This window comes from Komarekiella delphini-convector SJRDD-AB1 (assembly GCF_014831675.1).
Classification (GTDB): domain Bacteria; phylum Cyanobacteriota; class Cyanobacteriia; order Cyanobacteriales; family Nostocaceae; genus Komarekiella.
In genome coordinates this window covers 14,516-39,505 of record NZ_VJXY01000056.1, presented here as the reverse complement: position 1 = coordinate 39,505, position 24,990 = coordinate 14,516, and the positions used below count along the sequence as shown (strand labels likewise).

General features: G+C 40.2%; 15 protein-coding genes and 1 pseudogene. 12 read left to right on the top strand and 4 right to left on the bottom strand.

What is annotated here, in order from left to right:
- Positions 1-123 precede the first annotated feature (123 nt).
- From FNW02_RS31510 to FNW02_RS31490, 5 genes are all read left to right on the top strand, one after another.
- Positions 124-912 (top strand): ATP-binding protein, encoded by a 789-nt coding sequence (locus FNW02_RS31510; protein ID WP_191761379.1) that lies wholly within the window; start codon positions 124-126, stop codon positions 910-912.
- Positions 913-934: 22 nt separating this feature from the next.
- Positions 935-1,777 carry a BRO-N domain-containing protein gene (locus FNW02_RS31505; RefSeq protein ID WP_191761378.1) on the top strand — a complete coding sequence of 281 codons (843 nt, stop codon included), beginning with the start codon at positions 935-937 and terminating at the stop codon, positions 1,775-1,777.
- Between the two features lie 28 nt (positions 1,778-1,805).
- Positions 1,806-2,441 carry a hypothetical protein gene (locus tag FNW02_RS31500; RefSeq protein ID WP_191761377.1) on the top strand — a complete coding sequence of 212 codons (636 nt, stop codon included), beginning with the start codon at positions 1,806-1,808 and terminating at the stop codon, positions 2,439-2,441.
- 36 nt (positions 2,442-2,477) lie between these two features.
- A complete protein-coding gene (locus FNW02_RS31495; protein ID WP_191761384.1) occupies positions 2,478-3,149 on the top strand; it encodes a hypothetical protein in 672 nt (223 codons plus the stop codon).
- 69 nt (positions 3,150-3,218) lie between these two features.
- The gene (locus tag FNW02_RS31490) at positions 3,219-4,235 is read left to right on the top strand and encodes a DUF2786 domain-containing protein (protein ID WP_191761376.1); all 1,017 of its coding nucleotides are present in this window, start codon (positions 3,219-3,221) and stop codon (positions 4,233-4,235) included.
- Between the two features lie 883 nt (positions 4,236-5,118).
- On the opposite strand, the pseudogene FNW02_RS31480 reads toward FNW02_RS31490, so the two are convergent.
- A pseudogene (locus FNW02_RS31480) lies at positions 5,119-5,562 on the bottom strand (BamA/TamA family outer membrane protein); the annotation flags it as partial.
- Positions 5,563-6,221: 659 nt separating this feature from the next.
- On the opposite strand from FNW02_RS31480, the gene FNW02_RS31475 reads away from it, so the two are divergent.
- From FNW02_RS31475 to FNW02_RS31460, 4 genes are all read left to right on the top strand, one after another.
- Positions 6,222-7,970: a ShlB/FhaC/HecB family hemolysin secretion/activation protein gene (locus tag FNW02_RS31475; protein WP_191761374.1), complete on the top strand. Its 1,749-nt coding sequence runs from the start codon at positions 6,222-6,224 to the stop codon at positions 7,968-7,970.
- 54 nt (positions 7,971-8,024) lie between these two features.
- On the top strand, positions 8,025-9,416 hold the full coding sequence (locus tag FNW02_RS31470) for an FAD-dependent oxidoreductase (RefSeq protein WP_225226035.1): 1,392 nt from the start codon (positions 8,025-8,027) through the stop codon (positions 9,414-9,416).
- A 130-nt stretch (positions 9,417-9,546) separates the two neighbouring features.
- Positions 9,547-12,009 (top strand): two-partner secretion domain-containing protein, encoded by a 2,463-nt coding sequence (locus FNW02_RS31465; protein ID WP_191761373.1) that lies wholly within the window; start codon positions 9,547-9,549, stop codon positions 12,007-12,009.
- 15 nt (positions 12,010-12,024) lie between these two features.
- Positions 12,025-14,523: a CHAT domain-containing protein gene (locus tag FNW02_RS31460; RefSeq protein ID WP_191761372.1), complete on the top strand. Its 2,499-nt coding sequence runs from the start codon at positions 12,025-12,027 to the stop codon at positions 14,521-14,523.
- Here the strand turns inward: FNW02_RS31460 and FNW02_RS31455 are convergent.
- The 3 genes from FNW02_RS31455 to FNW02_RS31445 are packed head-to-tail and all read right to left on the bottom strand — an operon-like array spanning position 14,484 to position 18,830.
- Positions 14,484-15,482 (bottom strand): hypothetical protein, encoded by a 999-nt coding sequence (locus FNW02_RS31455; protein ID WP_225226034.1) that lies wholly within the window; start codon positions 15,480-15,482, stop codon positions 14,484-14,486. The two genes, FNW02_RS31460 and FNW02_RS31455, sit on opposite strands and share 40 nt — an antisense overlap.
- Before the next feature lie 40 nt (positions 15,483-15,522).
- A complete protein-coding gene (locus FNW02_RS31450) occupies positions 15,523-17,379 on the bottom strand; it encodes a protein kinase domain-containing protein (protein WP_191761371.1) in 1,857 nt (618 codons plus the stop codon).
- A 2-nt stretch (positions 17,380-17,381) separates the two neighbouring features.
- Positions 17,382-18,830 (bottom strand): ATP-binding protein, encoded by a 1,449-nt coding sequence (locus FNW02_RS31445; RefSeq protein ID WP_191761370.1) that lies wholly within the window; start codon positions 18,828-18,830, stop codon positions 17,382-17,384.
- Positions 18,831-19,891: 1,061 nt separating this feature from the next.
- On the opposite strand from FNW02_RS31445, the gene FNW02_RS31440 reads away from it, so the two are divergent.
- Genes FNW02_RS31440 through FNW02_RS31430 form a run of 3 tightly spaced genes read left to right on the top strand, consistent with a single transcriptional unit; the run spans position 19,892 to position 24,973 of the window.
- Positions 19,892-20,305: a hypothetical protein gene (locus FNW02_RS31440; protein WP_191761369.1), complete on the top strand. Its 414-nt coding sequence runs from the start codon at positions 19,892-19,894 to the stop codon at positions 20,303-20,305.
- On the top strand, positions 20,298-23,534 hold the full coding sequence (locus tag FNW02_RS31435) for a DUF3987 domain-containing protein (RefSeq protein WP_191761368.1): 3,237 nt from the start codon (positions 20,298-20,300) through the stop codon (positions 23,532-23,534). Before FNW02_RS31440 ends, FNW02_RS31435 begins: the two co-directional genes overlap by 8 nt.
- A complete protein-coding gene (locus tag FNW02_RS31430) occupies positions 23,528-24,973 on the top strand; it encodes a hypothetical protein (RefSeq protein WP_191761367.1) in 1,446 nt (481 codons plus the stop codon). Before FNW02_RS31435 ends, FNW02_RS31430 begins: the two co-directional genes overlap by 7 nt.
- Positions 24,974-24,990 lie beyond the last annotated feature (17 nt).

Sequence of the window (24,990 nt, the reverse complement as noted above, 5' to 3'; positions counted from 1 at the left end):
TGGTCAGTAAGCTTTGTACAATTTCCATATGGCTATCGAGTCGGTGCTTGTTTGTTCTAATCAGCACCTTAATGGTTCGATAGTTTTCTTGTCTATTCCCTCAACTCAAAATTGTCCGGAGTATTGATTTATGCACCTGAACAAATAGCGGTAGAAGTTCCTTTAAAACCAGAAGACCGCACCTATTACAACTTTCCTCAAAGACACTGGCAGCAAGGCGAACGCCTGATTGTCCTTGGTCAATCATTAGATGGAGAAGTGGTAATTGATTTAAAGAGTGAGGATACTCCTCAGCTTCTCTGTGTAGGGACAACTGGCTCAGGTAAGTCAAACTTGTTTCGAGCCATCGCCTACTGCCTTTTAATGCAAGGTGCGCGGGTGGATATCTGCGGCGGCAAGGTCAGCGATTACGAAGATTTTGCACAGCGCTTTCCTAGTATTAACCTCAATGATATGGGGAAAACATTTGAGTATGTGGGTGAATACTATCTAGAATGCGAGCGCCGTAATCAAATGACCAAGGCTGAGTTAGCGCAACAACCAGCTTGGCTTTTGGAGATTGATGAGTATAAAGGGACTGTACCACTGGACGACAATCTACGCAAAACCTACGACCAACAGTTGTGTGAGGTGGCCCGGCGGGGACGTGGCCTAAAAATTCATCTGGCTATTGGATTGCAACGGGGATCTAAGCGCAGTAAAGATGACCCACAAGCATTGCCCCCTGATTTACGCGACAATCTCCCTTGTCGAATTGCTTTTCGCTGCGTTGATGCCACTTCGGGACGCATGATTTTGATGCGTCGGGGTGAGGCAGTCACTTCACTTCAAGGTCGTGGCGACGGTATTGTGCAGTCTGGTTTGTTAGATCAAAGATTTCAAGCTTATCGATTTGAAGAAATTCCCGCTTAGTTTTACCGGAGAAAATCAAATTATGTCGAATTTATCAGTTTTTGTTTTCGAGTCTCAAGAAGTTCGCTTCGTTGGCACAGCAGACAAGCCTGAGTGGGTTGCTGCGGATGTGTGTGCAATTCTTGAAATCAAAAACGTCAGTGATGCGTTAACTTCTTTTGATGAAGACGAAAGGGGTATCGCTAATGTCTATACCCCTGGTGATGACAATCCTAAAGGACAGGAAATGCTTACTGTGACTGAAGCTGGGCTTTATCGCCTGATCTTTAAGTCCCGTAAACCAGTTGCAAAGCGTTTTCAAAGATGGGTTTTTCACCAGGTTCTTCCTTCCCTGCGCCGTACCGGGAAGTACGAAATGCCCAAGCCTGATCAACAGCAAAATACCAAACCTACCCTTGATGAACTCGTAAACTTTGGGCAAAAAGTTCTTGCTGGCACAAGGTTAAGTTCAGAATTACAGACAATCACCGTTGTCCGAGGTGTACAGGCGTTGTACCCAGAAATTGCCCCGATGGCTAAAGAAATCGTTGGAGCAATTGGGGAAATCATTGCTACTCCCGACCGACATTTGTCCCCAACTGCAATTGGTGAATTTTATGCCGAACAGCAAGGACTAACCAAGCCAATTAAACCCCAAATAGTTAATCGTGTTTTGGAAGCTGCTGGCTTGCAGACTAAACAAGTCGAAATCAAGATCAACTCTGCTGGTAAACAATGTCGCAAAAATATCTGGCATCTTACTGAAGCAGGTAAACGTTGGGGGACTGTCACACGCGATAAAGCCAGGACTCACGACAAAATTGTTGAGCATGTCCGTTGGTTGCCCGATGTTTTAGAGGTGATTGATTTAAGTGTGCAGATGTAATTGAAAATACCCTTACACCTCTAATTTTATGTTGCCATCTAAATTTGTAGAACTTGCCGGCTTTCCCGATCGCTGGCAAGAACGAGACTTACAAAAATACCTGGGCGATCGCTTAACTGAACGTGGATTTACGACTCATCTGGAAGCTCCTGCTAATGGTGGACGGGCCGATATTGTGTCTAACTGGCAAGGTGGCGTGATCGCAGAGGTAAAGAAATATCTTGACCGCGATACCATTTACCAAGCAGTCGGGCAACTCAATCTTTACGGATTGAATAATACCCATAAACTCGTTGTTATGGGTTTTCTTACACCTGATGCGAGGGCGCAACCATCAGCACTCAAGACGGCTTCAATGGTTGAGCAGAATCCCCGCGTACAAGTGGTTTTCGTCAATCTTGATGAAGAGTGGTTGCCAGGGAGTAGGGTCGCTCACTCTTGGTTCCCACAGTTGTTCTCACTACCAAAACTCTCACTGCCACAGTTGCATTTTGGTGAATGGCGTTGGTGGTTGGGGGTTGCAAAAGACAATCCTTTGCTGTTGGTTTTGGCACTTGCTTTGGTTTTTGTTACAACTGACCAACTCAAGCGAGAGTTTACCCAATGCCAACAGCAAAAGCAACTGTTGAATTGTTTGTTTTCTGAAAATTCACCACGACCCTAACTCTAGAGAAAACGAGAGTATTATTCATTTAAATATATGGATACTGAGCGAGACTTTTTATTTTGTAACGAAAGAATTGCCACAGAATTCAATCCCTTTTACGAGAGAGAGTACTTGGTCATTCAAACCTACCCCCGTAATCAAAGCTTGAGAGTTAGCAAACGAAGTTTTGATTACGAATCGGCTAAGAGCTACGAAAGCATTGAAAATATGGCTCACGACTGTACATCTTTCGACTTAAGAATCTTTCACAACTCCAAACTGTGGACAGTAGATTTCGAGGGTAATCCTGAGAGCCGATCTTTGCAGCAGGATTGGAAGATTGCTCAAAAATACTTTCAGCCCTGTTGCACTAATAATATTGAATGCGAGATCAATGTCTGCCAATGCAGTTATCCTTACTTTTCGACATTGAGGACTGATATTAGCGATACTGGCGAATACAACAGTCATCTGCGACTTGAGACTTGTTTAGTTGATGATAATTCCAGAGAAATAGACCACTGCCCAAATTGTAATTGTGCGTTGATTGTGGAAGAGGATGAAGGCGAGGATGAGGATGATGTAGATGAGACTGAATCAACTCCAGCAGCTTGCATTGGTTGCGACAATTATCACGGACAATACTATGGTGGTAATATGCTGGTCTGCGGCATTCACACGCGAGGATGGGATGGGGAGAATTGCCCGGATTTTCAATCTACATAATTAAGAAAAACTTGACAAAAAAGAACACTATAAAAACGTGAACCATAATAGCAACAACGGACAAAAGTAATGCAGCTACAAGCTATATATTATGCAACTGCGATCGCAATAGAGGTCAAAGACTTTGACTTGGCTAACCCGATACATTCTCAATTGAAAGCCACATTAGAATCTAAAAGCTTTATTCAAGGTGACAATAATATTTGGATGCGTAAGTCTTTTAGGGGTTGGGATAATTATCTTTTCTGGAAAAACGAGGTTGAACAATTAATTGAGTACTATCTACGCAAACCAGAGCAACGCAACCAAGAGCAATTTCAAGCAGAGTTACGGGGCAAATCTCCCTCATCCGAACCACCAAATTTAGAAAAGATTGGGGAAAAAATTAAGAAGCTGCTTGCTCTGTCTCAATCTCCTAATGAAGCCGAAGCCATCTCCGCTTTCTCCAAAGCTCAAGAAATCTTGACTCGCTATAATCTGTCTCTGGCAGATTTAGCAGATGAAGCTCCTCAAGAAGTAGAAGAACAAATCATTGATCAGTCAAAAAGACAAAGCACATGGAAGGGGATTTTACTTAATGCTGTGGCATCAGCTAATTACTGCCTTGCGTTTAATCGTAAAAGTCGTAACAGCACAGAATCAATTATTTTAGGACGGAAAGTCAATATTCAGTCTGCTCAAATGCAATTTGAATATTTGGTACAAGCTATCGAGAGATTGGCAACAGAAGAAATCGGTGATGCCTGCGACAGGCAAAGCCTACGCGCTTTCAAAAATGCTTTTAAGCTAGGTGCTGCACAAAGACTTCAGATCAGGATTATTGAAAGTATAGAACAACAAAAACGAGAAGGGATAAGTGCTTGTGGTGATGCCGCACAAGTTTCAGCAATTGTCATGCGGTCGCTTTATGAAAGGTTAGAGGCGGAATTAAAAGCTTACACTGCAACCAACTTGAATCTAAAATTTAGGAATTCTCGACCTTGTTGTAATTCTGCCGATGGGTTTGCGGCTGGGCAATCAGCGGGGAATAAAATTTCACTGAATAAACAAGTTGGAATGGAGAAACAGCGTTATTTGCCTGGTTAGTACTTTTTGAACAAGAAGTCAGAAGTAATAACCTGAGCGATACTGCTTCAATCTCTGGTGGCTATGATAACTTCAGCGATTTTTCTGGATTTGACAAGCTAATTGAAGGCTATGTCAACGTATATGCCATCGGTCATGTTACTTATTTAGCTAAATCATTTAGCTCTAACTATTAATTTCTTTGTAGTTTACAAACAAAGTATCTAGCTCTCTTGAGATGAAAGGGAAAAAGCAATTTCATATTCACGTATGAAGTCTTTAAATTACTAAATTCTCAGGAGAAGCTACTTGAGTTCTCAAAAGTTTCTCTTTGTGAAAATAAAGCCACAAGAGTCAGCAACAAATCTTGTTTCATATCTCTTGTACTAGCAATATACCTTTGCTACTATTTGCCTTGTCATATAGTTTGGATATGGAGCCAGGACAGAATCCTGGCTCTTTCACTTTTGTTATATCTGAAAAAATAGTAAACAATATCTATCTTTTAGTAGAAAGCTCGTTTTTATTGCTTTAGCAAGAGCATAAACGCCTTTTCTCAAAGCTTTATGTGCCAAAGAATACAAAAGCTATTGAGCAGAACTTTCGTCCTATTTAGGCTAGACTGATAATTTCACCTAATAGTCTAATTGTTATTAGCATCTTATCCATAATCATCGTTGATAATAGAATATATACTTAGCAAAAACTTGAGCCCTAGTTAGATATAAATGGTTAATCAACAATCTCAAGATACCTCCTGGATTCCTTGTCTTAGCTGCTGGGGTGATGGACGCTTAATTGTTTGTGATAACGAACGTGGTGGATATAAGTGGCAACCTTGCGCTCAGTGCAACTCTAAGGGAAAAGTCCTTAAACAATGAACAGCTACGAACAATAATAGACATCAAAAAGCATTATAAATCACAGAAAAATACACCCCATTCTCCTGCCAAGTTCTTCCGTCCGAATCCACATCTACCAACGGAATTCCCCAGTCAACACGAGCAGTAAAACGTTCGCCTCCTCGCCATTGCAGCCCCAGTCCCACAGAAGCCACAGTATTCGAGTCGGGATTTTCTGTACCAGAATTCCACCCAATCCCGAAGTCTGCAAAGGGAATCACCTGCAACGTACCACCAGCCCGGAGAATGGGTACTTGTATTTCAGCTGAAGCAAACACGCCATTATCAGCCAGCAGAAAATCCTGGCGATAACCCCGTACGCTCTCAATTCCACCAACGCTAAATTGCTCGAAAGGCACGAGTGTAGTAGTCGCCAGTTGCGTGTTCAGACGAACTAACGCTATGGTTTCAGGAGCTAGCAGGTGTACCAATTGCAGTTGCGCTTTATGCAGCGTTTTTATGTGATCGCTTTTCGGGACGTGCTAAAAGCAATCGCTCTAGTTGCAAGTGAGAATGCTTCAATTTACAAGGGGATAGATACAGTCTTATCAAAGTTTAATTTATTTTAAGACTGAGCAAATGAGACAACGTTGTTAAGCTTTGTTGAGAAACAGTACAGTTGCAGAATCGCCTTATCTATAAGCTTATATAACTACACACCACTATTAACAAATCTATAATAAACCAAGCAAATTAAAAATGTAGAAAATCATTAGTATAACATTTAGGTTATTTATCTCTCTCCAGATTAGTGTCAAGCTATTTAACATTAAAAATTTGTTTTTTGAACTATAAGTCAGAAGTCTAGTTTAGTTAGAAATGAGTCATTTATTCTATACTAAGTTTTTATAAAAACTAATTTGTTAGTATTATAAAACTTTTTTTGGTATAATTGCTTTTAATAATAACTGCAAGTTAAGTAAAAACAAGCTAGGTAAGGATTTGGAACAACTTTAGGTAGTAGAAAAACCAAACTTAAATTCAGACTATTTTGCTGTCCCTATCTTAGTCAGAAGCAGGATAATTCATTAGATTTAAGATTTTGCAATATCTCCTTCAAAGAATTCCCGTAGTATCGCGCAGTTCCTAACAACGTTCCTAATTAATGACCACTAAGTTTCCTAAAAATATTGCTGCTTTCGGCATATTTATGCTGCTTAGCGGTATAGCTTCTAGACCATTAAAAGCACAGGTTCCAGCACGTCCCCCGACAATCCCACAAGTTATCCCCAGAGATATCCAGCCGCCTTCGACTGCTCCGCTGCCAACGCCACGGCCGCAGCAAGTCCCATCTCCAGAACAACTGTTTCCACCCTCTAATTCCACTCCAATTCCTGAAGAACAGTTTCCTCGCAATATTCCCGAAACTTTCACTGTGAAAAGATTTGAAGTTGTTGGTAGCACAGTTTTCAGTCAACTTGAGCTAGCTCAAGTTCTTGAAGAATTCACTAATCGCTCCATAACACTGGCGGAACTATATCAAGCTCGTTCTCAGATTACTGACTTGTACTTGAGTAAAGGCTACATAACTTCCGGTGCTTATATTCCAACGCAATCAATTCAGTCTGGTATTGTCAAAATTCAGATAATCGAAGGGAAATTAACAGATATCGATATAAAGGGTACTCGCCGTTTAAATCCTAACTATATACGTTCTCGTATAGCGGAGGCTAATAGTGGCGCTCTTAACGAACAATATTTATTAGAAACATTGCAGCTACTAAAGCTTGACCCCCTGATTAAAAACTTGTCTGCTGATTTACAAAATGGGAAGAGTCCTAGTGAGAGCATTCTGGTCGTAGACGTGGAAGAGGCGAAAACCTTTAGCACCCAAGTAATTCTAGATAATGCCCGATCGCCTGCTATTGGCAGTTTTCAACGACGATTACAAGTTAATGAAGCTAACTTATTAGGACTAGGAGATAATTTAAGCGTTGGTTACAGCAATACTGACGCTAGCAACTTCTTTAATTTCGGTTACACGCTGCCCGTTAATCCTCAAAATGGAACCCTCTCCTTTTACTACGGTACTGCGAATAGCACTGTGATTGAGCGTCCTTTCAATATTCTAGATATCAAATCAGCTTCCCGATATTATGAACTGACATTTCGCCAGCCAATAATCCAAACTATTCATCATGAATTTGCCCTAGGTTTTACTGCTTCCCGGCGAGAAAATGAAAACAGTTATGCTTCGTTAGGAGAGCGCACTCCTTTTCTTCAACCGGGATCTGACGACGAAGGTCGTACTAGAGTATCGTCCTTGCGATTTTTTCAAGAATGGACTGCCCGTGACAGCACTCAAGTCTTTGCTGTGCGATCGCAATTTAATCTCGGCATTGGTGCATTGGATGCAACTGTTAATCAAGATGCCCCCGACAGCCGTTTCTTTTCATGGCAAGGGCAGGCGCAATGGTTGCGGTTACTGGCTCCTGACACCTTACTTTTGCTCCGATTCAATACTCAACTAGCATCTAGTCCACTTACGTCTTTGGAGCAGTTTAATGTTGGCGGGGTTGAAAGCGTTCGCGGTTATCGGCAGGATTTTTTAGCAGCTGATAACGGTGCTTTTGCTTCGGCTGAAGTTCAAGTTCCAGTTCTAAGCGCACCTAAAATAAATGGCATGTTGCAGGTCATTCCTTTTGCTGATTTGGGTGTGGCTTGGAATAATTCTTCTGACAATAAACTTGACCCCAACGCATTAGCTTCTATTGGTCTGGGATTACGTTGGTCACAGGGCAATCACTTTACCGCTCGTCTTGATTGGGGTATTCCTTTAGTATCCATTGACTCAAGCAAAAGAACATGGCAGGAAAATGGGATTTACTTCTTTTTGCAGTACAATCATTTTTAAAGCTTGTTTTTGCGTGTATTAGCGATGTAACAGCATAAAATAAAATACTGAACAGTGAATATTACAAAAGCCAAAAATCAAACTTCCACTCACGCCATTATCATTGGTGGAAGCATTGCGGGGTTACTTAGCGCTAGAGTACTTGCAGAATTTTTTTCTAAAGTCACTATTATTGATAGTGATGAATTATATGATGAACCAATACCTCGTAAAGGAGTAGCACAGTCTGTTCAGCCTCATGTGCTACTGGTCAAAGGGTACAAAATTATTGAAGAATTATTTCCTGGAATAGGTGAGGAATTACAGCTTAATGGTGCATTACCAATAGATTGGGCGCAAGAATTTTTTAGGTTAGTCCCGGATGTGGGATGGGGCGCAATTGCTGAATCTCCTTCGGAATTTATTTCTTATACTTGTAGTCGTCCATTATTAGAATGGGCTATACGAAAAAGAGTCGCCCAGTTAGTAAATGTGCATTGGCTAGAAAGGCATCGTGTTACTGGATTAGTCTGTAATGGTGAAAAGAAAATCGCTGGAGCTTTACTACGTCTAGTTACTGGAGAAGCGAAGGAGAGACTAGAAGAAGCTTCTTTTATTGTTGATGCTAGCGGCAGACGTTCTTTAGCTCCTAAGTGGTTAGAGAAGTTGGGATTTAGCTCTCCCCCTGAAACTGTAATCAATCCATTCTTGGGATACGCCACAAGGCACTATAAACAACCCAAAGGTTTTAAAGAAAACTGGAAGGTAATGTTAATTCCCCAAGTACCTCCTGATAATAAACGTTTAGGATATTTAGCAAAAGTTGAAAATGGTGAGTGGATTGCTACTCTTGGAGGCTACGGACGAGACTTTCCTCCAACTGATGAGCATGGTTTTTTGGAATTTGCTCGTAGTTTACCAAATTCCAAGTTTTACGAACTTATTAAAGATGCCAAGCCTATTTCTCCTATATATGCTTATCGTGCAACTGCTAATCGACTCCGCCATTACGAAAAAATTCAATTGCCAATTGGCTTTATAGCTTTAGGCGACGCAGTTTGTACATTATGTCCTGTCTATGGACAAGGACTAACAGTTAGCGCTCTATCAGCAATAGTTTTACATAACTGTTTACGAAACTCGAAAAACTGGTCAAAGGACGGCTATTTTTCATCTTCAAAATTTCAGAAGCAACTAGCTGCAAGTAATTTACCACATTGGGATGTAGCAACAGCTCAAGATTCTGCTTTTGCTTCTACTTCTCCTTCCATTCAAAAGCATGGACTAAAAGGAATTTTACATAAATTTACGCAATGGTATAGCCAGAAGTTTCTTTTGGGAACTGTATTATTTCCAGAATTAAATATTTTATTCATAGGAATAACTAATTTAGTCATATCACCACTAAGACTTTTCAGCCCAAAAGTAATGTTTTATATAGCAAAGACCAAATTTAGAAAAAGTTAAAGAATACTGCTAAATCTGGTATTTCAGCAGGAGGATTAAAGTCTGTTTGAACAAAGTTACAAAGCGAACATGTTGAGGCTTTTTTCTGTATTGAAAATATATTAGGGCGAAATTCTCGAAAATTTTAGTTATGCCAAAATTTAAAACAATTGCACAAATATGTTTAGTTATCAATTTAGCGACTTTTCATGTGGTTTTATTCAGCAAAGCCGTTACAGCACAGCTTATTCCAGATAAGACTTTGCCTGATAACTCCTCCGTTACAGCTTCCGATAACACTATTGAAATCACTGGAGGAACTAGAGCGGGTAATAACCTATACCACAGCTTTCAGGAATTATCTGCTCCTGCTGGCTCCTCTGCTTTCTTCAACAATGCTTTAGATATTCAAAACATTATTAGCCGTGTAACAGGGAAATCAATATCTAACATTGATGGGATAATTAAGGCTAATGGTATTGCTAATCTATTTTTGATTAATCCGAATGGGATTATTTTTGGAAAGAATGCCCAATTAAATATTGGTGGTTCATTTATAGCGAGTACAGCAAATAGTTTGAAGTTTCCGAATAATTTAGAGTTTAGTGCTACCAATGTTCAGGCTTCACCGTTGTTGAGTATCAGTAGGCCAATAGGATTACAATATGGCATCAATCCAGGTGCAATTCAAGTAAAAGGTGATGGTCAAGAAACCAGGAAAACAAATGAATTAATTGATACAACAAATGCCCTACGAGTGCAATCGAATCAAACGTTAGCACTATTAGGAGGCGATCTCATATTGAATGGAGGAACTCTCAGAACTGCTGGTGGAAGGATAGAATTAGGAAGTGTTGGATCAGGAAGTTTTATCAAACTAAACTCTACAAACAATGGTTTTAATTTAACTTATGATCTTGTACAAAACTTCAGAAACATTCAATTATCTCAGGGAGCATCTGTTGATGCTAGTGGTGAAGGACAGGGGGATATTCAAATTCAAGCTAGACAATTAACAATACAAGATGGCTCCGCGATTGAAAATAACACTTTGGGAGAAAAGTCTGGAGGAATATTGTACGTCAGAACTACAGATTCTATAGATATAAGTGGTAGTTCAGCAGACGGTCAAGCCCGTAGCGGTCTTGCTTCAATAATTTATCCAGAAGCAAAGGGTAGCGGAGGGGATTTGATTGTAGACACCAAGCAACTGAGTGTAAGAGGAGGCTCAGGAATAGCAACGGTTACACGAGGTCGGGGAAAATCTAACAATTTAATAGTAAATGCCTCAGATTCTGTGCTGGTAACTGGGTTTATTTCGATAAATCCTTCGATTAGTAGCACTATCTCTAATATTATTTATGGGCAAGGAGATGGAGGCAATCTTACATTATCAACGAAACAATTAACTATTGAGGATGGAGCTACTTTAGGTAGTGCAATCTTTGGCACAGGAAATGGAGGTAATGTAAAGGTAGATGCAGATTTAATTAAAGTAACTGGGGCGTCTTCTTTATTTAGTCCTAGCTCTTTTTCCAATATAACTTTTAATAGAGGAAATGCAGGTTCGTTAGTAATCAATACACGAAAGCTCACAATTGCTAATGGTGGAATAGTTACTACTTCTGCTACAGGATCAGGTAATGCTGGAAACCTTACTGTTAATGCATCTAATTCTATAAATGTAGATGGGATATTACAAGGATCTCCATCCTCCTTTAGCAGCATCTTATCCTCAGAGGGTGTTGTTGCACCTTTAGCTGTTCAAAAAATATATAATTTACCTCCGATTGTTTCTGGAAAATCTGGACAATTAACAGTTAATACTAAGAAATTAACTGTTACAAATGGCGGTATTGTTAGTGTTAGCAATAACGGGTCTGGAGAAGCAGGTAATCTTCTAATTAATGCTGCTGACTCTATCAGTCTAAATCAAGGTAACATCGTAGCATCAACTACCTCTGGGAATGGCGGTAATATTTTGGTAAATACAGGCTATTTACAGATGAGTAAAAACAGCGTTTTTTCTGCAACTGCTGTAGATAAGGGTAATGGAGGAAACATCGACATCAATGCAGATATAATAACTGGCTCAAGCAACAGCAGGATCACCGCAGATGCACTGGAGGGTCGCGGTGGGAATATAACAATTACTGCTCAAGGACTCATCTTCTCCTCTGATAGCTTTATTACGGCTAGTTCCAAGTTCGGAATTGATGGTACAGTTAAATACAACATTGCTGATACTAATATTTTTCCTACTCAACTAAAAACGGAAGCAATTTCAGCAGATCCTCAAATCACCTCAGCCTGTCAGGGACAAGTAGGTAGAGGAGTAAGTAATTTTGTGGTTAGTAGTAGTCGCAATCTACAATCTAAGCCTAATGACCTAATGTATAACAATGTTGAGCAAAGTAACTCTGTTCCAGTTCAATCTGTTAATAATTTACATAATCCAAAATCGTTAACAAGTAACAAACCCACACGAATCATAGAAGCCAATAGTGTAGGTCGGGATTCTCAAGGAAATTTAGTTTTGACGACAAGCCAATCTAACACAGTCGTTTCCAATGCTTCGTCGTCTGCTAGTTCTTGTTTCTCAGTATCACAGTGATGAAAAGATAGAAAAATGATCTCACCTCAATGTTGCTTTAAATATTTCTTCTCAAGCCTTCTAGGGCTGTCTATAATCGTAATTCAATCCTCTTCCCCTGCCCAGACTGTAAAAAAAGAATCGCAGCAAAATCAAGCAGTATCCCTGAGTCAAAGAGGTCATGAGCAGTTAGCTCTAGATCAAGCGAATGAAGCTCTCAAAACTTGGGAAGAATCTACAAAAATTTATCGTCAACTGAAGGATCAAGATGGGATTACAGAGAGTCTGATTAATCAAAATCTTGCTCTACAAGCCCTAGGTTTACATAAAAAAGCTTGCAATACGCTTTTGGAGGCTTTAAAGTTGAATACAAAACTAGGTATTTGCGACACTACGCTACAGCAAGCTACCTTTTCTCAGCAAGAGCAAATAACAGCAGTAATTGGAAAGCAGAAACCAACATCAGTTAACTTGCTAGGATTACAAAATTTAGGAGAAGTTTTACGCCAGCTAGGTAAACTAAACGAATCTTTAACAGTTTTAGAAGAAACATTAACACTAGCTCAACAAGCATCATCAGAAAAAGTTAGTGATATTTATCTATCTCTGGGTAATATCGAACAGTCAATCTTTCAGCAATTACAAGATAAATACTCATGGATAGAAGAACCACTTTTCCGAGAGCAAATTGCCCATACTATCCCACAAAAGGCACAGAAATCATTAGAATACTATCAACTGCTGGAGAAGACAACAAATTTATCGAAATCGGCGAAATTACAAGCTCAGTTGAATCATTTGACTTTACTGATAAACTGGGAAAAATGGCTCAGGAATCAACCGAAACAAGCAAATTTTCATGCTCAAATGCATCAACAAGTTCGAGCGTTAGTGAATCAAATAGATGAAAACTCTTCTGCCTTTTCCTTGTTATCGCCTGAGCCATCTATTCACGCTAGGCTGAACTTTGCTAATAACCTAAGTCAGATTCCAGATGAACAGCTAAAGTCGGTAGCGATTCAATATACTAAATTAGCTCTCCAGATGGCTCAAAGCATTAATAGTATACGATGGTTATCCTATAGTTTCGGGACTTTAGGTAAATTAGAAACTCAAACAGAACAAAAGCAGGCATATTTTAACAAAGCTTTAGGGTTAGCTCAATCAATTCGGGCTTCAGATATTGCCTACCAATGGCAACAGCAGTTAGGACTAATTTATCAGAAACAGGGAAAAACTGAGCTAGCGATTCAGAATTATGATGCTGCGATCGCAAATATGGCTCAAATTCGTGAGAGTCTTTTGTCAACGAATGCAGATTTACAGTTCTCGTTTCAGGAGGAGATGGAGCCGACATATCGCAATTATATGCGATTACTCTTGGCATCTCCTAATCCTAATTTAAAACGAGTAATACAGATAAACGAAGGGTTGCAGACAGCACGATTAGAAAACTTTTTGCGGTGCGGTAAGCTTGACCTTGCTGCTTTGAATGATCTTCAAAATCTCAATAGTGCCCCCGCAGTGGTTCATATTATTGATTTGGACAATACTATAGAGGTAATTTTGCAGTCTCCAGATGGTTTACTGCACCACCATTCTGTTGATTCTAAGTTAGTTCAATTTCGTGTAGATCACCTTCTAGAAATTTTACAAAGTGAAAAGTTTATTGACATTCCAGAAAGTGTTGTTAATTCTTCTTCTCAAGCAATTTATGAAAGTTTAATTGCACCAATTAAAACATATCTTCCCCCATCAGGAACACTGGTTTTTACTTTAGATAAATCTTTTCAAAGCTTACCAATGGCATTGTTATACGACGGAAAAAATTATCTAATAAAGCATTACAGTATTGCGGGAACTCTAGGTTCTAAAATCTGGCAACCAAAATCTTTGCTTAAAAATCAGATGATAGCTTTAATTGCTGGACTATCAAAACTTGGCCCTAGTTCTACAGATCCAAATGCCCCTAAAAACATGGATGATTTACCACAATCTAAACAGGAAGTAGAAAGCGTAGAAAAACAAACTAAATCTTCACTAGCTTTGTTAGACGATAAATTTACCCTGAAAAGATTCCAAGAAGAATTAAGTCAAAATAATTTTCCCATTGTACACATTGCTACTCACGGTCAATTCAGTTCTGATCCCCTTAAGACAGTGCTGGTAGCCTATGACAAGGTAATTAATATTAGAGAAATTGACAGCTTAATCAGAGATAAAACTCAAAATAGTCTAGATGCAATTGAGTTGCTTGTTCTCAGCGCCTGCGAAACTGCAAAAGGCAACAAGCAGACAGCGATGGGCATTGCGGGAATTGCTGCCCAAGCAGGTGCGCGTAGTACTGTCGCTACTTTGTGGCGCGTGGATGCCAATTCTACCGCTTTGTTTATGAAAGAATTTTATAAGGAGTTGAAACAAGGCAAAACTAAAGCAGAGGCACTACGTCAGGCACAATTAAGTTTGCTGTCAAATCCTCAGTATAAAAAACCTTATTATTGGGCACCGTTCCTGCTCCTTGGAAGTTGGTTGTAAAACTCTACCATTTTTAAGCCCTCTTGCACTTTTTGTAACTCTCTTGAACTATTACTATTTTTCGCTAACTCATCTGCCTTGATGTATTGGGGCTTAGCTGCGTTTGGCAACTTGGCCCTCAGATAGCGATCGCCCAGTACTCTGTAAAGAGTTGGATTTCGGCTGCCGACTGCTGTTACCATTTTTAACATCTCAATTGTTTCATCCAAAAGATTTTCTGCCACATAGATAGCATCTACATCAAGAATAGTTTCATCTGGAGGTAGCTTTAATTCTTTAATGCGTTTAATCTTTTGTGCAATTTCTTCTTGGGAGGCTACAGACAATACGTTCACAAATGTTTCATCATAGCTAAAAGCATTCCCATCCTTGTAAGCGAAAACATATATTGTATATGATCTGCCTGGTTGAAATTCTTTTTCATCGCTTGGGTAGGCAAGTCGAGCTTGATTTACAATTTTTTCCCAGCCAAACTCGTAACTTTTTACTTTGACTTTGTAAGAAGTAGCACCCTTAACAGGAGTCCAAGTTATTTCTGGACGAGGATTCAATGCTGAAGTGCTGTAAGGAGAAATAATTGTCGGCTCATCGCTCTCTTCTGTACCTCCTTTCGGACGAAAGCACCCTACGATATTGTTAGGGTTGCAGTTAGCATTAATAGTTTCAGCCTTGGGACATTTGTCTGAGACAATACCACTAGATAATTTTAAAATCTTCCCAGAACTGTAACAGAGAAAGTCGATAGTACCACCATTTAAAACTTCTATGCTTTCTTTTTCGCAAATCAAACTTTTGGTTTCAAGGCGTTTCTCACCTCTACCCATTATTCTGCCAATTGGCTCACAGCGAACTTGGTTTCTCTTAACTCTTACTAATGGCACACTTGCCACTGATGGTATATCTTTTAATATCACAAAAGCTAAGTAGAAAAGTACCAAATATATTGTATTTTCTTTCATAAAACTTTTTCTAGTTTGAGTATTATTCTCTTGGCGTAACTTATCTTTTCTTTAATATCCGATCCAGTAACTCTTGCCTCCAGATAGAAATGTCTGAATCTGTAGACTTAGCAAGCAGACAGAATTCTATAGAAATTCTTGCATCATCAATTTTACCTAATGTTTCTTGCGCTTTAGCTAACAGACAATAAGCGTCTATTCTTTGATTATCTAAATCAAGTGCTTTTTCTAAATATTTTTTAGCAGCATTTACTTTATTCTGTTCTAAGGTTGCCCAGCCTAAGTTTTTATATAATGCAGCTTGTATTAATGGATCTTTATTTTTTTTTAATCCTGACTGAGCTAAAGAAATTGCTGTATTGTAGTCACCCATTTTAATCTTTAACCTAGACAAATTATTAATAGCTATTATCGCTGAGCTACTATTTTTAATAGCTATATTATATTCTTTTTCCGCCAATTCATAATCTCCTTGTTCATCATAAAAACGTCCTAAATTATAATGAGCTGTCCAGTCATTTGGATTGAATTTAAGTAAATTTTTATAAACATATCCTACGCATTGGCTATCTGATAATTGCTGGCAGGTTATTCCTAAGAGATTATAGGCATTTATATTTTGATTATTATATTCCACAGAAAGCTCATAACCCTCTTTAGCTGCATTAAGATTACCTTTGAGCATAAGTTGAGAAGCTTTGTCCAAATAATACTTAGAAATAGCAAATTTAGCTGAAGAATTAATTTTTATCGCCAATTCAAAAAAATTTTGTGCGCTTTGATAATCATTCCTTGCTTCTGATTTTTCTCCTTGAGAAACTAGATAACTAGCTATACTAGGTGCAGATAGCTTACCTATTCCAAGAATTATCAATCCAATTGCTGCAAATCTTCCAATCTTAAAAACTTTAGACTTGAGAAAATGATGAACTTTACTTTCCCAAGGAAGCCTTTGTATTCGTTCTGTTATTATCTCTGTAGTTTGCGGTCGGAATCCTGGAAAGGGATGTATCAGTTCATCGATGAAACCTGCGACAGGCTTATCAATATGCTGTGCTTTATCTCTCCAGATTAGCTTTCCTGTTCTATCTTCTACTGGTAGCTGCAACATTGGTACACCAGTAACCAAATTGACAATAGTTCGTCCCAGCGCATAGAAGTCAGATTGCGGTAAAGCTCGACCATCTATTTGTTCAGGCGCAGAGAAACCTATCGTAAAAATTGCTGTTACCTCATTTCCACTACCAGTTCCTGTGATGCTGTCTTTGCCACTAGAACCTACTTTTGCTAAGTAAGTTTTACTAACTGTCCGTACAGATCCAAAATCAACAAGTGCCAGATTCCCATTTGGTTGATGAATAATGTTTGTTGGCTTGATATCTCTATGAAAATATCCTAGTTTGTGTACATGATCAAGAATATCCAGCAGTTGCAACATCCAATCTAATGCTACATTTTGAGGAATTTTGCCATAGGTTTCTAGCCACTGCTGTAAATTCTCTCCTTCTATCTTCTCCATCACTAAACAATGTAATTCTAAACGTGGCTCTTTTGGTAATGTAAAAATGAAGTAATCATTTGAGGCAGCTTTAGGAATTCCTGGATGAGACAGGTTGATTAATGCTTGTACTTCTCGTCGCATTAACTCAACGTATTTCTTTTCGCTCCATTTTAATACTTTCATCACTCTTATTCGAGGTTTATTTCCCCATGCTGGGTTCATATCCTCAACCTCGAAAACATTTGTATAGCTGTCTATATCTTTTTCTAAAGGACGTAATGGGCGTAGCAAGCGGATACGCTTATTTATTAGCAAAGGAGTTCCGCAGGCTAAACAGTTTTCAATATCATCAGGGTTGTGGCGCTGATTACAAAGGTGATTTATGCAGTAAACCACTTTTACTCCTGAATATGATTACTTACTTTTAAGCCATTAATTGACACTTTAAAGTTTTTATAAACTAAACCTAATGGATCAACTAAAATATACTTTCTAACAACTGGTTGTAAGTTATAGGTGATTTCTTGCTTTTTTGATTGTTTAGTAACCTCAATCAAGGAGCGCTGTTCTAAAACTTCTAGTGCCATTATTACTTCCGAAGTTGATACACTTGCATTTTCCTTTTTCATACCCTCTACAATTTTATGAAAGGGAATTGAAGCTAATTCTTCTGATACTCTCTCTGCTAAGTAAATCATTATGTTTTTTTGGAGATCATTCAGAAGTCCAGGTTGCCTAAATTGGTGATTTAGCATTGATTGAAGTTGCTGACCCATCAAGGTAGTTTTATATTCAAAAAACTTTTCTACATCACCTTCCCAAAAACGATAAATTCGTTCAGCAACCGCCTTTAATTCTGAAGGATTCCCGCGATAGGCTTTTATGAGTTCTTTGCAAGATTCCCCGTATAAACCTTTTTCGCGCAGCATAGCTATTCCTGCATTTTGATCTAAACCTTGTATTTTTATAGATGAGATCAGAAGAGTTGTATCCACTTCAATAATTTCTTCTAAAGGAAGTTGGCTTGTTACGATTATAAAGTTTCTTTGTTGCTCATTTACATCTACCAGTTGAAGTAAAAATTTTCCATATTCAATTTTTTTTTCAAAATTTTCTACTTGTGCTAACGATTCAAGTCCATCTAATACAAGCAAATGGCGGCGTAATCGCAAATGTTTTAACAAGAAAAAAATTTTTCTTTGTAAAGATTCAGATCCATCATTGATTTTTAACTTCAAAAGCTTAATCAATCCGTCAACTAATTCTTCAAGCGACGAACAAGCATCAATTTTTTTCCAAATTATACATTCATATATATCTGAATTCTCGGTAAGGATTTCTTCTACTAGTTTTGCTACCAATGAACTTTTCCCGATTCCTCCGACTCCAATTAGAGATATACTGGTTTCTTGAGAAGAAGTAATTCTGCGTTTTAAATATTGGATTTCATTTTCTCGTCCGTAAAAAGATTTTATCTTTGGTAATTGTCCATAAATTAAAGTCGTACCTATTAATTGCTCATTCTCAACTTCAGAAAATTCTAATTTTTCCACATAATCTTTTTGAGCTAGTTTAAACAATATATTTTTTAAATATATTTTTTTGACTTTCACTCCATTACCAATGACTTTTGAAAGCATATTCCATAACGGTGGTGCTATTTTCTGTTGTAAATAGTAAGAATTGTAGCCCCCGTCACTTGCCATCTCCTTATAATCTTTGCCTTCCCAAGCTCCCTTAATTACGATTATTTCAGCTTCTGATAACCGCCTTCCAACACATTGAACCACTTGATCTTCTAATATCTCTAGTGCGGCATTGATGTCTAAATTATTACTTACACTCATACTTACTTTTAGCTTTTTATATTATGGTGAGCAGCAACAATACATTCGTTATCAGGCATAATTAAGCTTGGAATTCTATACAATAGACAAATCCAGGGGTTCAGGAAACGAATAAAGCTGGAAAGGACATGAATTTTAGTATCATTTGTAACCTTTTTGTTTGCCATGAACCTCCGTAATGTACTAGTATCTACTCTTCTTATACTGTATTTCATTTTTACTCAAGCAAAAAGACCAAATATCTACTTTATCTACTTTCTTAGTATTTATTAATGCAAATAAGCTTTTCAACAAACCTTAAAGGCTGTATGCTTTAATTGTTACTTTATAGAGGTAGCACTACTGCCTTTGCACACATTTTTGGAATTATAATCAACTCCAAAGCTTAGAGAAAATCGAGCAAAGTCGTCAATGACCGCACTTACCAGGTATATGCACTCTTGGTAAAGTGTATCAGTCAATCAACAAAAATGGATTTTTACTGAAGGAGGCGGCACTCAAATGCAATATTGAGGGGTAGACTAGAGGTTATATGTGCGGTAGTTGTCAATCAAGTAAAAGCCATTATTTGTATTGGACTTATAACTTATTTAGAATTATCGCAACCTTCAGGTAGGTATCAAAAGATATCAGAGAATAAAAATTTCTGTGATATTTCATCGCTTGAATAAGACATGTGGAGGAGGCGAATGCACACTAAGAAACACAAAAGCAAAACGCACAAAGCGCCACTAAGGAGTAGCGCTTTGTGCGTGGTTTAAATTTCATAGGAACCCAGAGCGGGGTTGATCTCGAAGGTACAAAATAAGTTGTCGCTGAAGTTTGGTCGACTAAGACGACTACCAAATTTGTCCGAGAGTTTTTACCACGCTGCAAGATCTATTATATGATCTACTGTTTGGAAAGTCTATTTCTTGCAGTATGTTTTGGCTATCAAGATTCCTCTTTTTTAGGTTAAGTTAAGTTTAATAAAGGAAGATTGTGAATTTTATAGCAAAAAACAGTAGCAGCGCGAATAACCCCCTCTGAAGCTCAAAAACCGAGTAAACAGAGGAAATATCATGAAAAATAGCAAAAACCTTAATAGCGCTGTAGTTGAGCGCGTGGGATCTGATAGTGAGATTGCACAGCAAGTATGCGCTGCGGTAGAGGGGAATTTTAGAAATATTTTAACGAGAGCAAGAATATTAAAACGGAAAATCTGGCTTATCAGCCGGGATGGAGAGAAAAACATCGCTGGGCTAGCGGTTGTAATCACAAGTACGACAGATGATTACAGCCAACTGCTGCTCAAAGGGGAGGAATTAGCTCAAAAAGTGCGATCGCTGTTTGCAGGAGTAGACTTGTTGCTGTTGCTGCCGCCAAACGAGAGTTTTGTGTTGGGTATGGTGCTAGCAACGGGAGAAAGCTTTTCAACACTAGTCACGGTTAAAGAATTCCTCAACTCACAAACAGGAGGAATCTACAATGTTTAACTTAGAACGTGACCAAATAGCGCAACACTTAGCGGCATTGGGTTATAAATCGGGAGATCCGGTATACCTGCGTTCGTTTTACCCCAGTGATGACCCCCGCAAACTAGAAGATAAAGGCAGAAGTGCAGAGATACGCAATCTCAAACAATTAATCAGAACTGCCAGTGCTTGGCAAGCAGATGGTAGAGGTGTTTACTTTGTAGTCAACGGTGGTGGACACAGTGACAAAGATGTAACCAATTGCCGCGCCATTTTCTACGAACATGATAATCTCGACAAGGAATTACAACGAGAATTATGGCGCAGTCTGGAACTACCAGAACCGAGTTTGCAGATAGACACGGGCGGGAAATCAATTCATAGCTACTGGATATTTAACGAACCAATCAGCCCCGAACAGTGGCGGACATTGCAAACCGATCTACTAGAATACGCAGACGCAGATCGCTCCCTTAAGAATCCGTCACGGGTGATGCGGCTAGCAGGCTGCTGGCACTTTGCACCAAATAACGTACCCAATGAGATTTGCCAAATCATCCTCAACAGCCAAAACCGCTACAGCTACGAGTCACTCCGAGCAATTATTCCTCAGCAATCGGTAGTTACTCCATCGATTCCACTATATATATCAAGTGACCAACCAATTCACGACCGCGAATTCATAACTGCGAATTTGTTTGACGACGTGCCGTTAGAATGCTGTTTAACCAAAGCGGACAGAGCATTAATTGATGGTGGCATGGGGCAGGGAGAGAGAAATAGTAAAGGTGCAGCCCTGGCACGGAACCTAATCGGTACAGCCATGAGGTTAGTCCACTTGGGGCATCGGTTTAGTGGAGATCCCAGAATACTGTTTGATGAATACTGCGCTCGTTGTTCTCCACCACTTGATGCTAGGGAAGCAGAAACGATTTGGAAGTCTGCCCAAAAAGATAATCCCACTGCCACACTTACGGATGATGCTCTGGAAAACTGTATAAAATCGTGGCAGCGGCAGCAACCAGCTTATTCTCAACAAGCACGGGTTAATGGCAGCAAAAACCAAAGTGTCACTGGTGACAGTACCAAAGTGGGTGACAGTTCTAATCCAGTATTATCAGACATTACGTCTACTGTCACCACTGTCACCCAGATTTTGCAGTCAGGGTTGACTGACTATGAAGAAACCCAGAAACTAGAATCAGTTCTAAATAGTAGTGTTGTTAAAAATGCTGCATTCAAACAGCTAGTCTCATCTGTAAGAAGTCAACTAGATGATGTCCAGCCATCTGATGAAATCCGCTTAGATAATTTAATCAATTGGCACAATGCCAAGTTGGATTTTAATCAAGCCTTGCCCAGCATGGCGGCAGACCTGTTGCACGATGCAGAGATTCTCAATATCGAGCCGATAGTAATTTGGCAACCGCTGATGGCATCTGTACTATCACTGGTAGGCAAGCGATTGAAGCTGAATGTGGAATCGCATAATGTTCCGGCGATCGCCTGGACGGCCACAGTGCTGGAATCTGGCGGTGGTAAGACTAGGGCAGACAGCTTGGTGTTAACACCAATTAAACGCAAGCAAATTGAAGCCCGTAGGCATTTTGAACAAGAAGTAGAGGCTTATCAAAACTGGCAACAGGGAGATACAGACGAACGTCCCCCTTACCCAACCGAGCGCAAATATATGTTTGAGATGGCGACAATTCAGGCCGTCATTAAACGACTTAGCGAACAAAAAGACAATGGAGTGCTGTGGGCCAGAGATGAGTTAGCAGGGTTGTTTAAATCCTTTGGGCAGTTTGGCAAGGGAGAAAATGAAGGGCTAGAGTGTTTACTCAAACTTTGGGATGGCGCACCCGCCCAAGTTGACAGAGTAAGCCAAGTTGACAGCTATGTGGTAGAAGAAACAGCCTTATCACTCACGGGTGGAATTCAGCCGGGGATGTTCCGCAAAATCTTCAAAGACCCCGAAGATTCACAGGGGATGCTGGCGCGATTCTTGGTGGCCAAAGCCAATGCCCTAATGCCCAGACGTGTAAAAGGGTACTGTGTATTAGCTGACAAGTTGCCACCCTTCTATGATTGGCTAGAGAATTGCCCAATGGGTGTAGTCAAGCTCTCGAAGAGTGCGGATGCTTATTATACAAAGCTTTGCCAAGAAATTGGGCGGCAGGCATGGGCCACTACACAACCGGCAATCAGGGCGTGGATGTTCAAGTTACCAACGCAACTATTGAGAATTGCCCTGGCTTTGCACTTAATTGAATGTTATGGCAATCCCAATTGTAATTTTTGGCAAATCGAAACAGAGACGCTATCTAGAGCAGTACTGTTTGCCCAGTATTACAAGAGTGCTTTTCAGGTAGTGACTGAAATGACTACTGAAAGTGACGATATCAGCTCTGTGTTGCTGAAAATCTGGGATGCAGCTGTTACCAAGCACGTAGATGGCATCAGTACCAGAGATGCTTACAGGAATATTAAAATGATTGGGACTCGTGCTAAAGAGGCTTTCAGGAATGTCAGTGCTTACACTGCCGAACTGTTTAGCAAACTAGAGCGGATGGGTAAAGGCACGGTAGTTAAAATTGGCAGACAAATTAAGTTTATAGCCAATTTTCCCTCCGAATATGATCCACCACCAGAGGAGGCATCGGAGCACTTGTGCGCTTGTGCAGAGGGGAAAGAATTTATACAAGTACTCTCCTCGGTTCCTCCGCCCCTCCGCTCCTGTGCCCAGTCAAGTGACAGAGTGACAATAGCCGAAAACCATGAACTGCAAGCGATAGAACCGTCACCGACATCGGAACTGTCACCGGTGACAGTTCCAAATAATGGGAATTATCCCAGCAATAACGTTGTGATTGAAGCTACACATTTTCCGGAAATTGCTGACAATACACAAGACGACTCCCTAGAGTTACAAACTAATCAAAGTGTGGACTTTGCCGAACGAGGTAAAGCTGACCACTCTAACCAATGTTCGCCAGTAGTTGAAACTGCCTCAAGTCAGCCTCAAGCAGATGTGCCCACGCCAGAAATCACGAAAGGTTTAAAGGTGCAAGTTCATTTCCCAGGCAGCAAGAGGCACGAGAAACAGGGAGTTGTCGCGCGGTTGGTTTATGAGCATGGGGTGAAAAAAGCTGTCGTCATCCTGGAGAACATCGAGGCATCGCTGAAGCATTTTCTCTGTCCACTCCCTGGCACTGACCTCATGCGATTGGAGGTGATCCAACCATGCTGACGTTAGATAGACAACAAACGACCTCAGCAATCGATTACGGTGTTCTCAACAGCAGTATCAAAGAAACCTTCACCGCCATCGACCGATTCGAGTCCCAGGCGGTAGATGAAATTCTTGTGATGCGCTCCCAACAGGTATTTAAGTCCGCTGGGTATAACAGCTTTGAAGAATATTGCCAGCATGAACTATCTGCTTGGGGTGGGTATCGGCGGATCAATCAGCTGCTAGGAGCGCATAAGGTTATTGAGGCAGCGGGTGAATTTGGCGGGCACATTAAAAATGAGCGTCAAGCCCGTCCGCTAATCCGGTTAGCCAAAGAACCAGAGAAACTCAAGCAAGCCGTAGCTCTTGCACTTGAAGAAAATCCCTCCCCCAGCGAATCAGACTTTGCCGCTGCTGCTAAAAAAGTGGTGACTCCGCCACTACGCAAAAAAGTTCAGGAACCATTGGTTCCTGAAAATATTGAAAGCATCGCAGCAATCAAAGAGCAGCACAAGCTTGAGTTAGAGCGACTGGAGCAGGAATTGAGGATTGGCTTGCAAGCAGAGGCTACCGCCAGAGCCGAAGCACAAATTAAGGAGCAGCTGGAGGCATACCAGAAATTACTCCAGCAACAAAAGGAGCAAAATATTCAGTTGCAGCAACGTTTGGATGAGATGGAATCGCTCCGGCAGTTGGAGATTGAGAACCAGCAGCTACAGCAACGTATCCAGGAATTGGAACACGCTGTAGAATCACGACCTGCCCAGCAGTGGGGGAATACTCTTAATCAGCAGGCAGCCAAAGCGTTAAACAAGGAAGTTAAGCGCTCGCTAGAAGCCTTGGAACGCTTAAAGTCAGAAGAAAATACCTTTTCCCCTGACCCTTTGCCCCTTACCCCTTCTTTTATCGATCTGCGCTCGCTTGCAGTTTCGCCACCACCAGACAATGCCCAAGAATGTCTGCGCCTTATGGGTATGGCATTGAAGCAGATCGCCAGCGCGATGAACAACACTAAAGCGATGGAAGCTGCGGCGATAATCTTGGGCAGTAGTCCAACAAAAGAGGCGATCGCCCTTCGAGCGGAGCAATTACAGATGTTGCCACAGGCGGTTAGTGATCTCAGGCGGGTGTTGTCTAACCCTAAGTGTACGTGGCAGGACTATTGGACTGTGGCCCAAGAATACGAGGTGATTAAAGCAGATTATTTGGCTGAATTAAACACCCAAGAGACAGAGCTAATTAATGCACTCCAGAATGCATCTAGTAAACCAGATACCATTGGCGTTGGTTCCATTGTTGCCCATGCTGATCCTTACCGCACTTTATATGTGGAGAGGGGTGAAGTCGTGGAGGATTTAGGAGAAGAGGTAATAGTCGCTTGGGATTCTTGGAAGGAGCAATCTAAAAAGACTGATCGGTATTTGAAGTCCGAATTGAGGTTGTGGCAGGGTGGATGATGGTGAGGGGATTGGGC

Excerpts from the sequence above, each read along its gene's own strand:
- FNW02_RS31440 (WP_191761369.1), top strand. The coding sequence starts at position 19,892 with ATGAAAAATAGCAAAAACCTTAATAGCGCTGTAGTTGAGCGCGTGGGA.
- FNW02_RS31465 (WP_191761373.1), top strand. The coding sequence starts at position 9,547 with ATGCCAAAATTTAAAACAATTGCACAAATATGTTTAGTTATCAATTTA.
- FNW02_RS31460 (WP_191761372.1), top strand. The coding sequence starts at position 12,025 with ATGATCTCACCTCAATGTTGCTTTAAATATTTCTTCTCAAGCCTTCTA.
- FNW02_RS31445 (WP_191761370.1), bottom strand. The coding sequence starts at position 18,830 with ATGAGTGTAAGTAATAATTTAGACATCAATGCCGCACTAGAGATATTA.
- FNW02_RS31475 (WP_191761374.1), top strand. The coding sequence starts at position 6,222 with ATGACCACTAAGTTTCCTAAAAATATTGCTGCTTTCGGCATATTTATG.
- FNW02_RS31435 (WP_191761368.1), top strand. The coding sequence starts at position 20,298 with ATGTTTAACTTAGAACGTGACCAAATAGCGCAACACTTAGCGGCATTG.
- FNW02_RS31500 (WP_191761377.1), top strand. The coding sequence starts at position 1,806 with ATGTTGCCATCTAAATTTGTAGAACTTGCCGGCTTTCCCGATCGCTGG.
- FNW02_RS31430 (WP_191761367.1), top strand. The coding sequence starts at position 23,528 with ATGCTGACGTTAGATAGACAACAAACGACCTCAGCAATCGATTACGGT.
- FNW02_RS31490 (WP_191761376.1), top strand. The coding sequence starts at position 3,219 with ATGCAGCTACAAGCTATATATTATGCAACTGCGATCGCAATAGAGGTC.
- FNW02_RS31505 (WP_191761378.1), top strand. The coding sequence starts at position 935 with ATGTCGAATTTATCAGTTTTTGTTTTCGAGTCTCAAGAAGTTCGCTTC.
- FNW02_RS31495 (WP_191761384.1), top strand. The coding sequence starts at position 2,478 with ATGGATACTGAGCGAGACTTTTTATTTTGTAACGAAAGAATTGCCACA.
- FNW02_RS31455 (WP_225226034.1), bottom strand. The coding sequence starts at position 15,482 with ATGAAAGAAAATACAATATATTTGGTACTTTTCTACTTAGCTTTTGTG.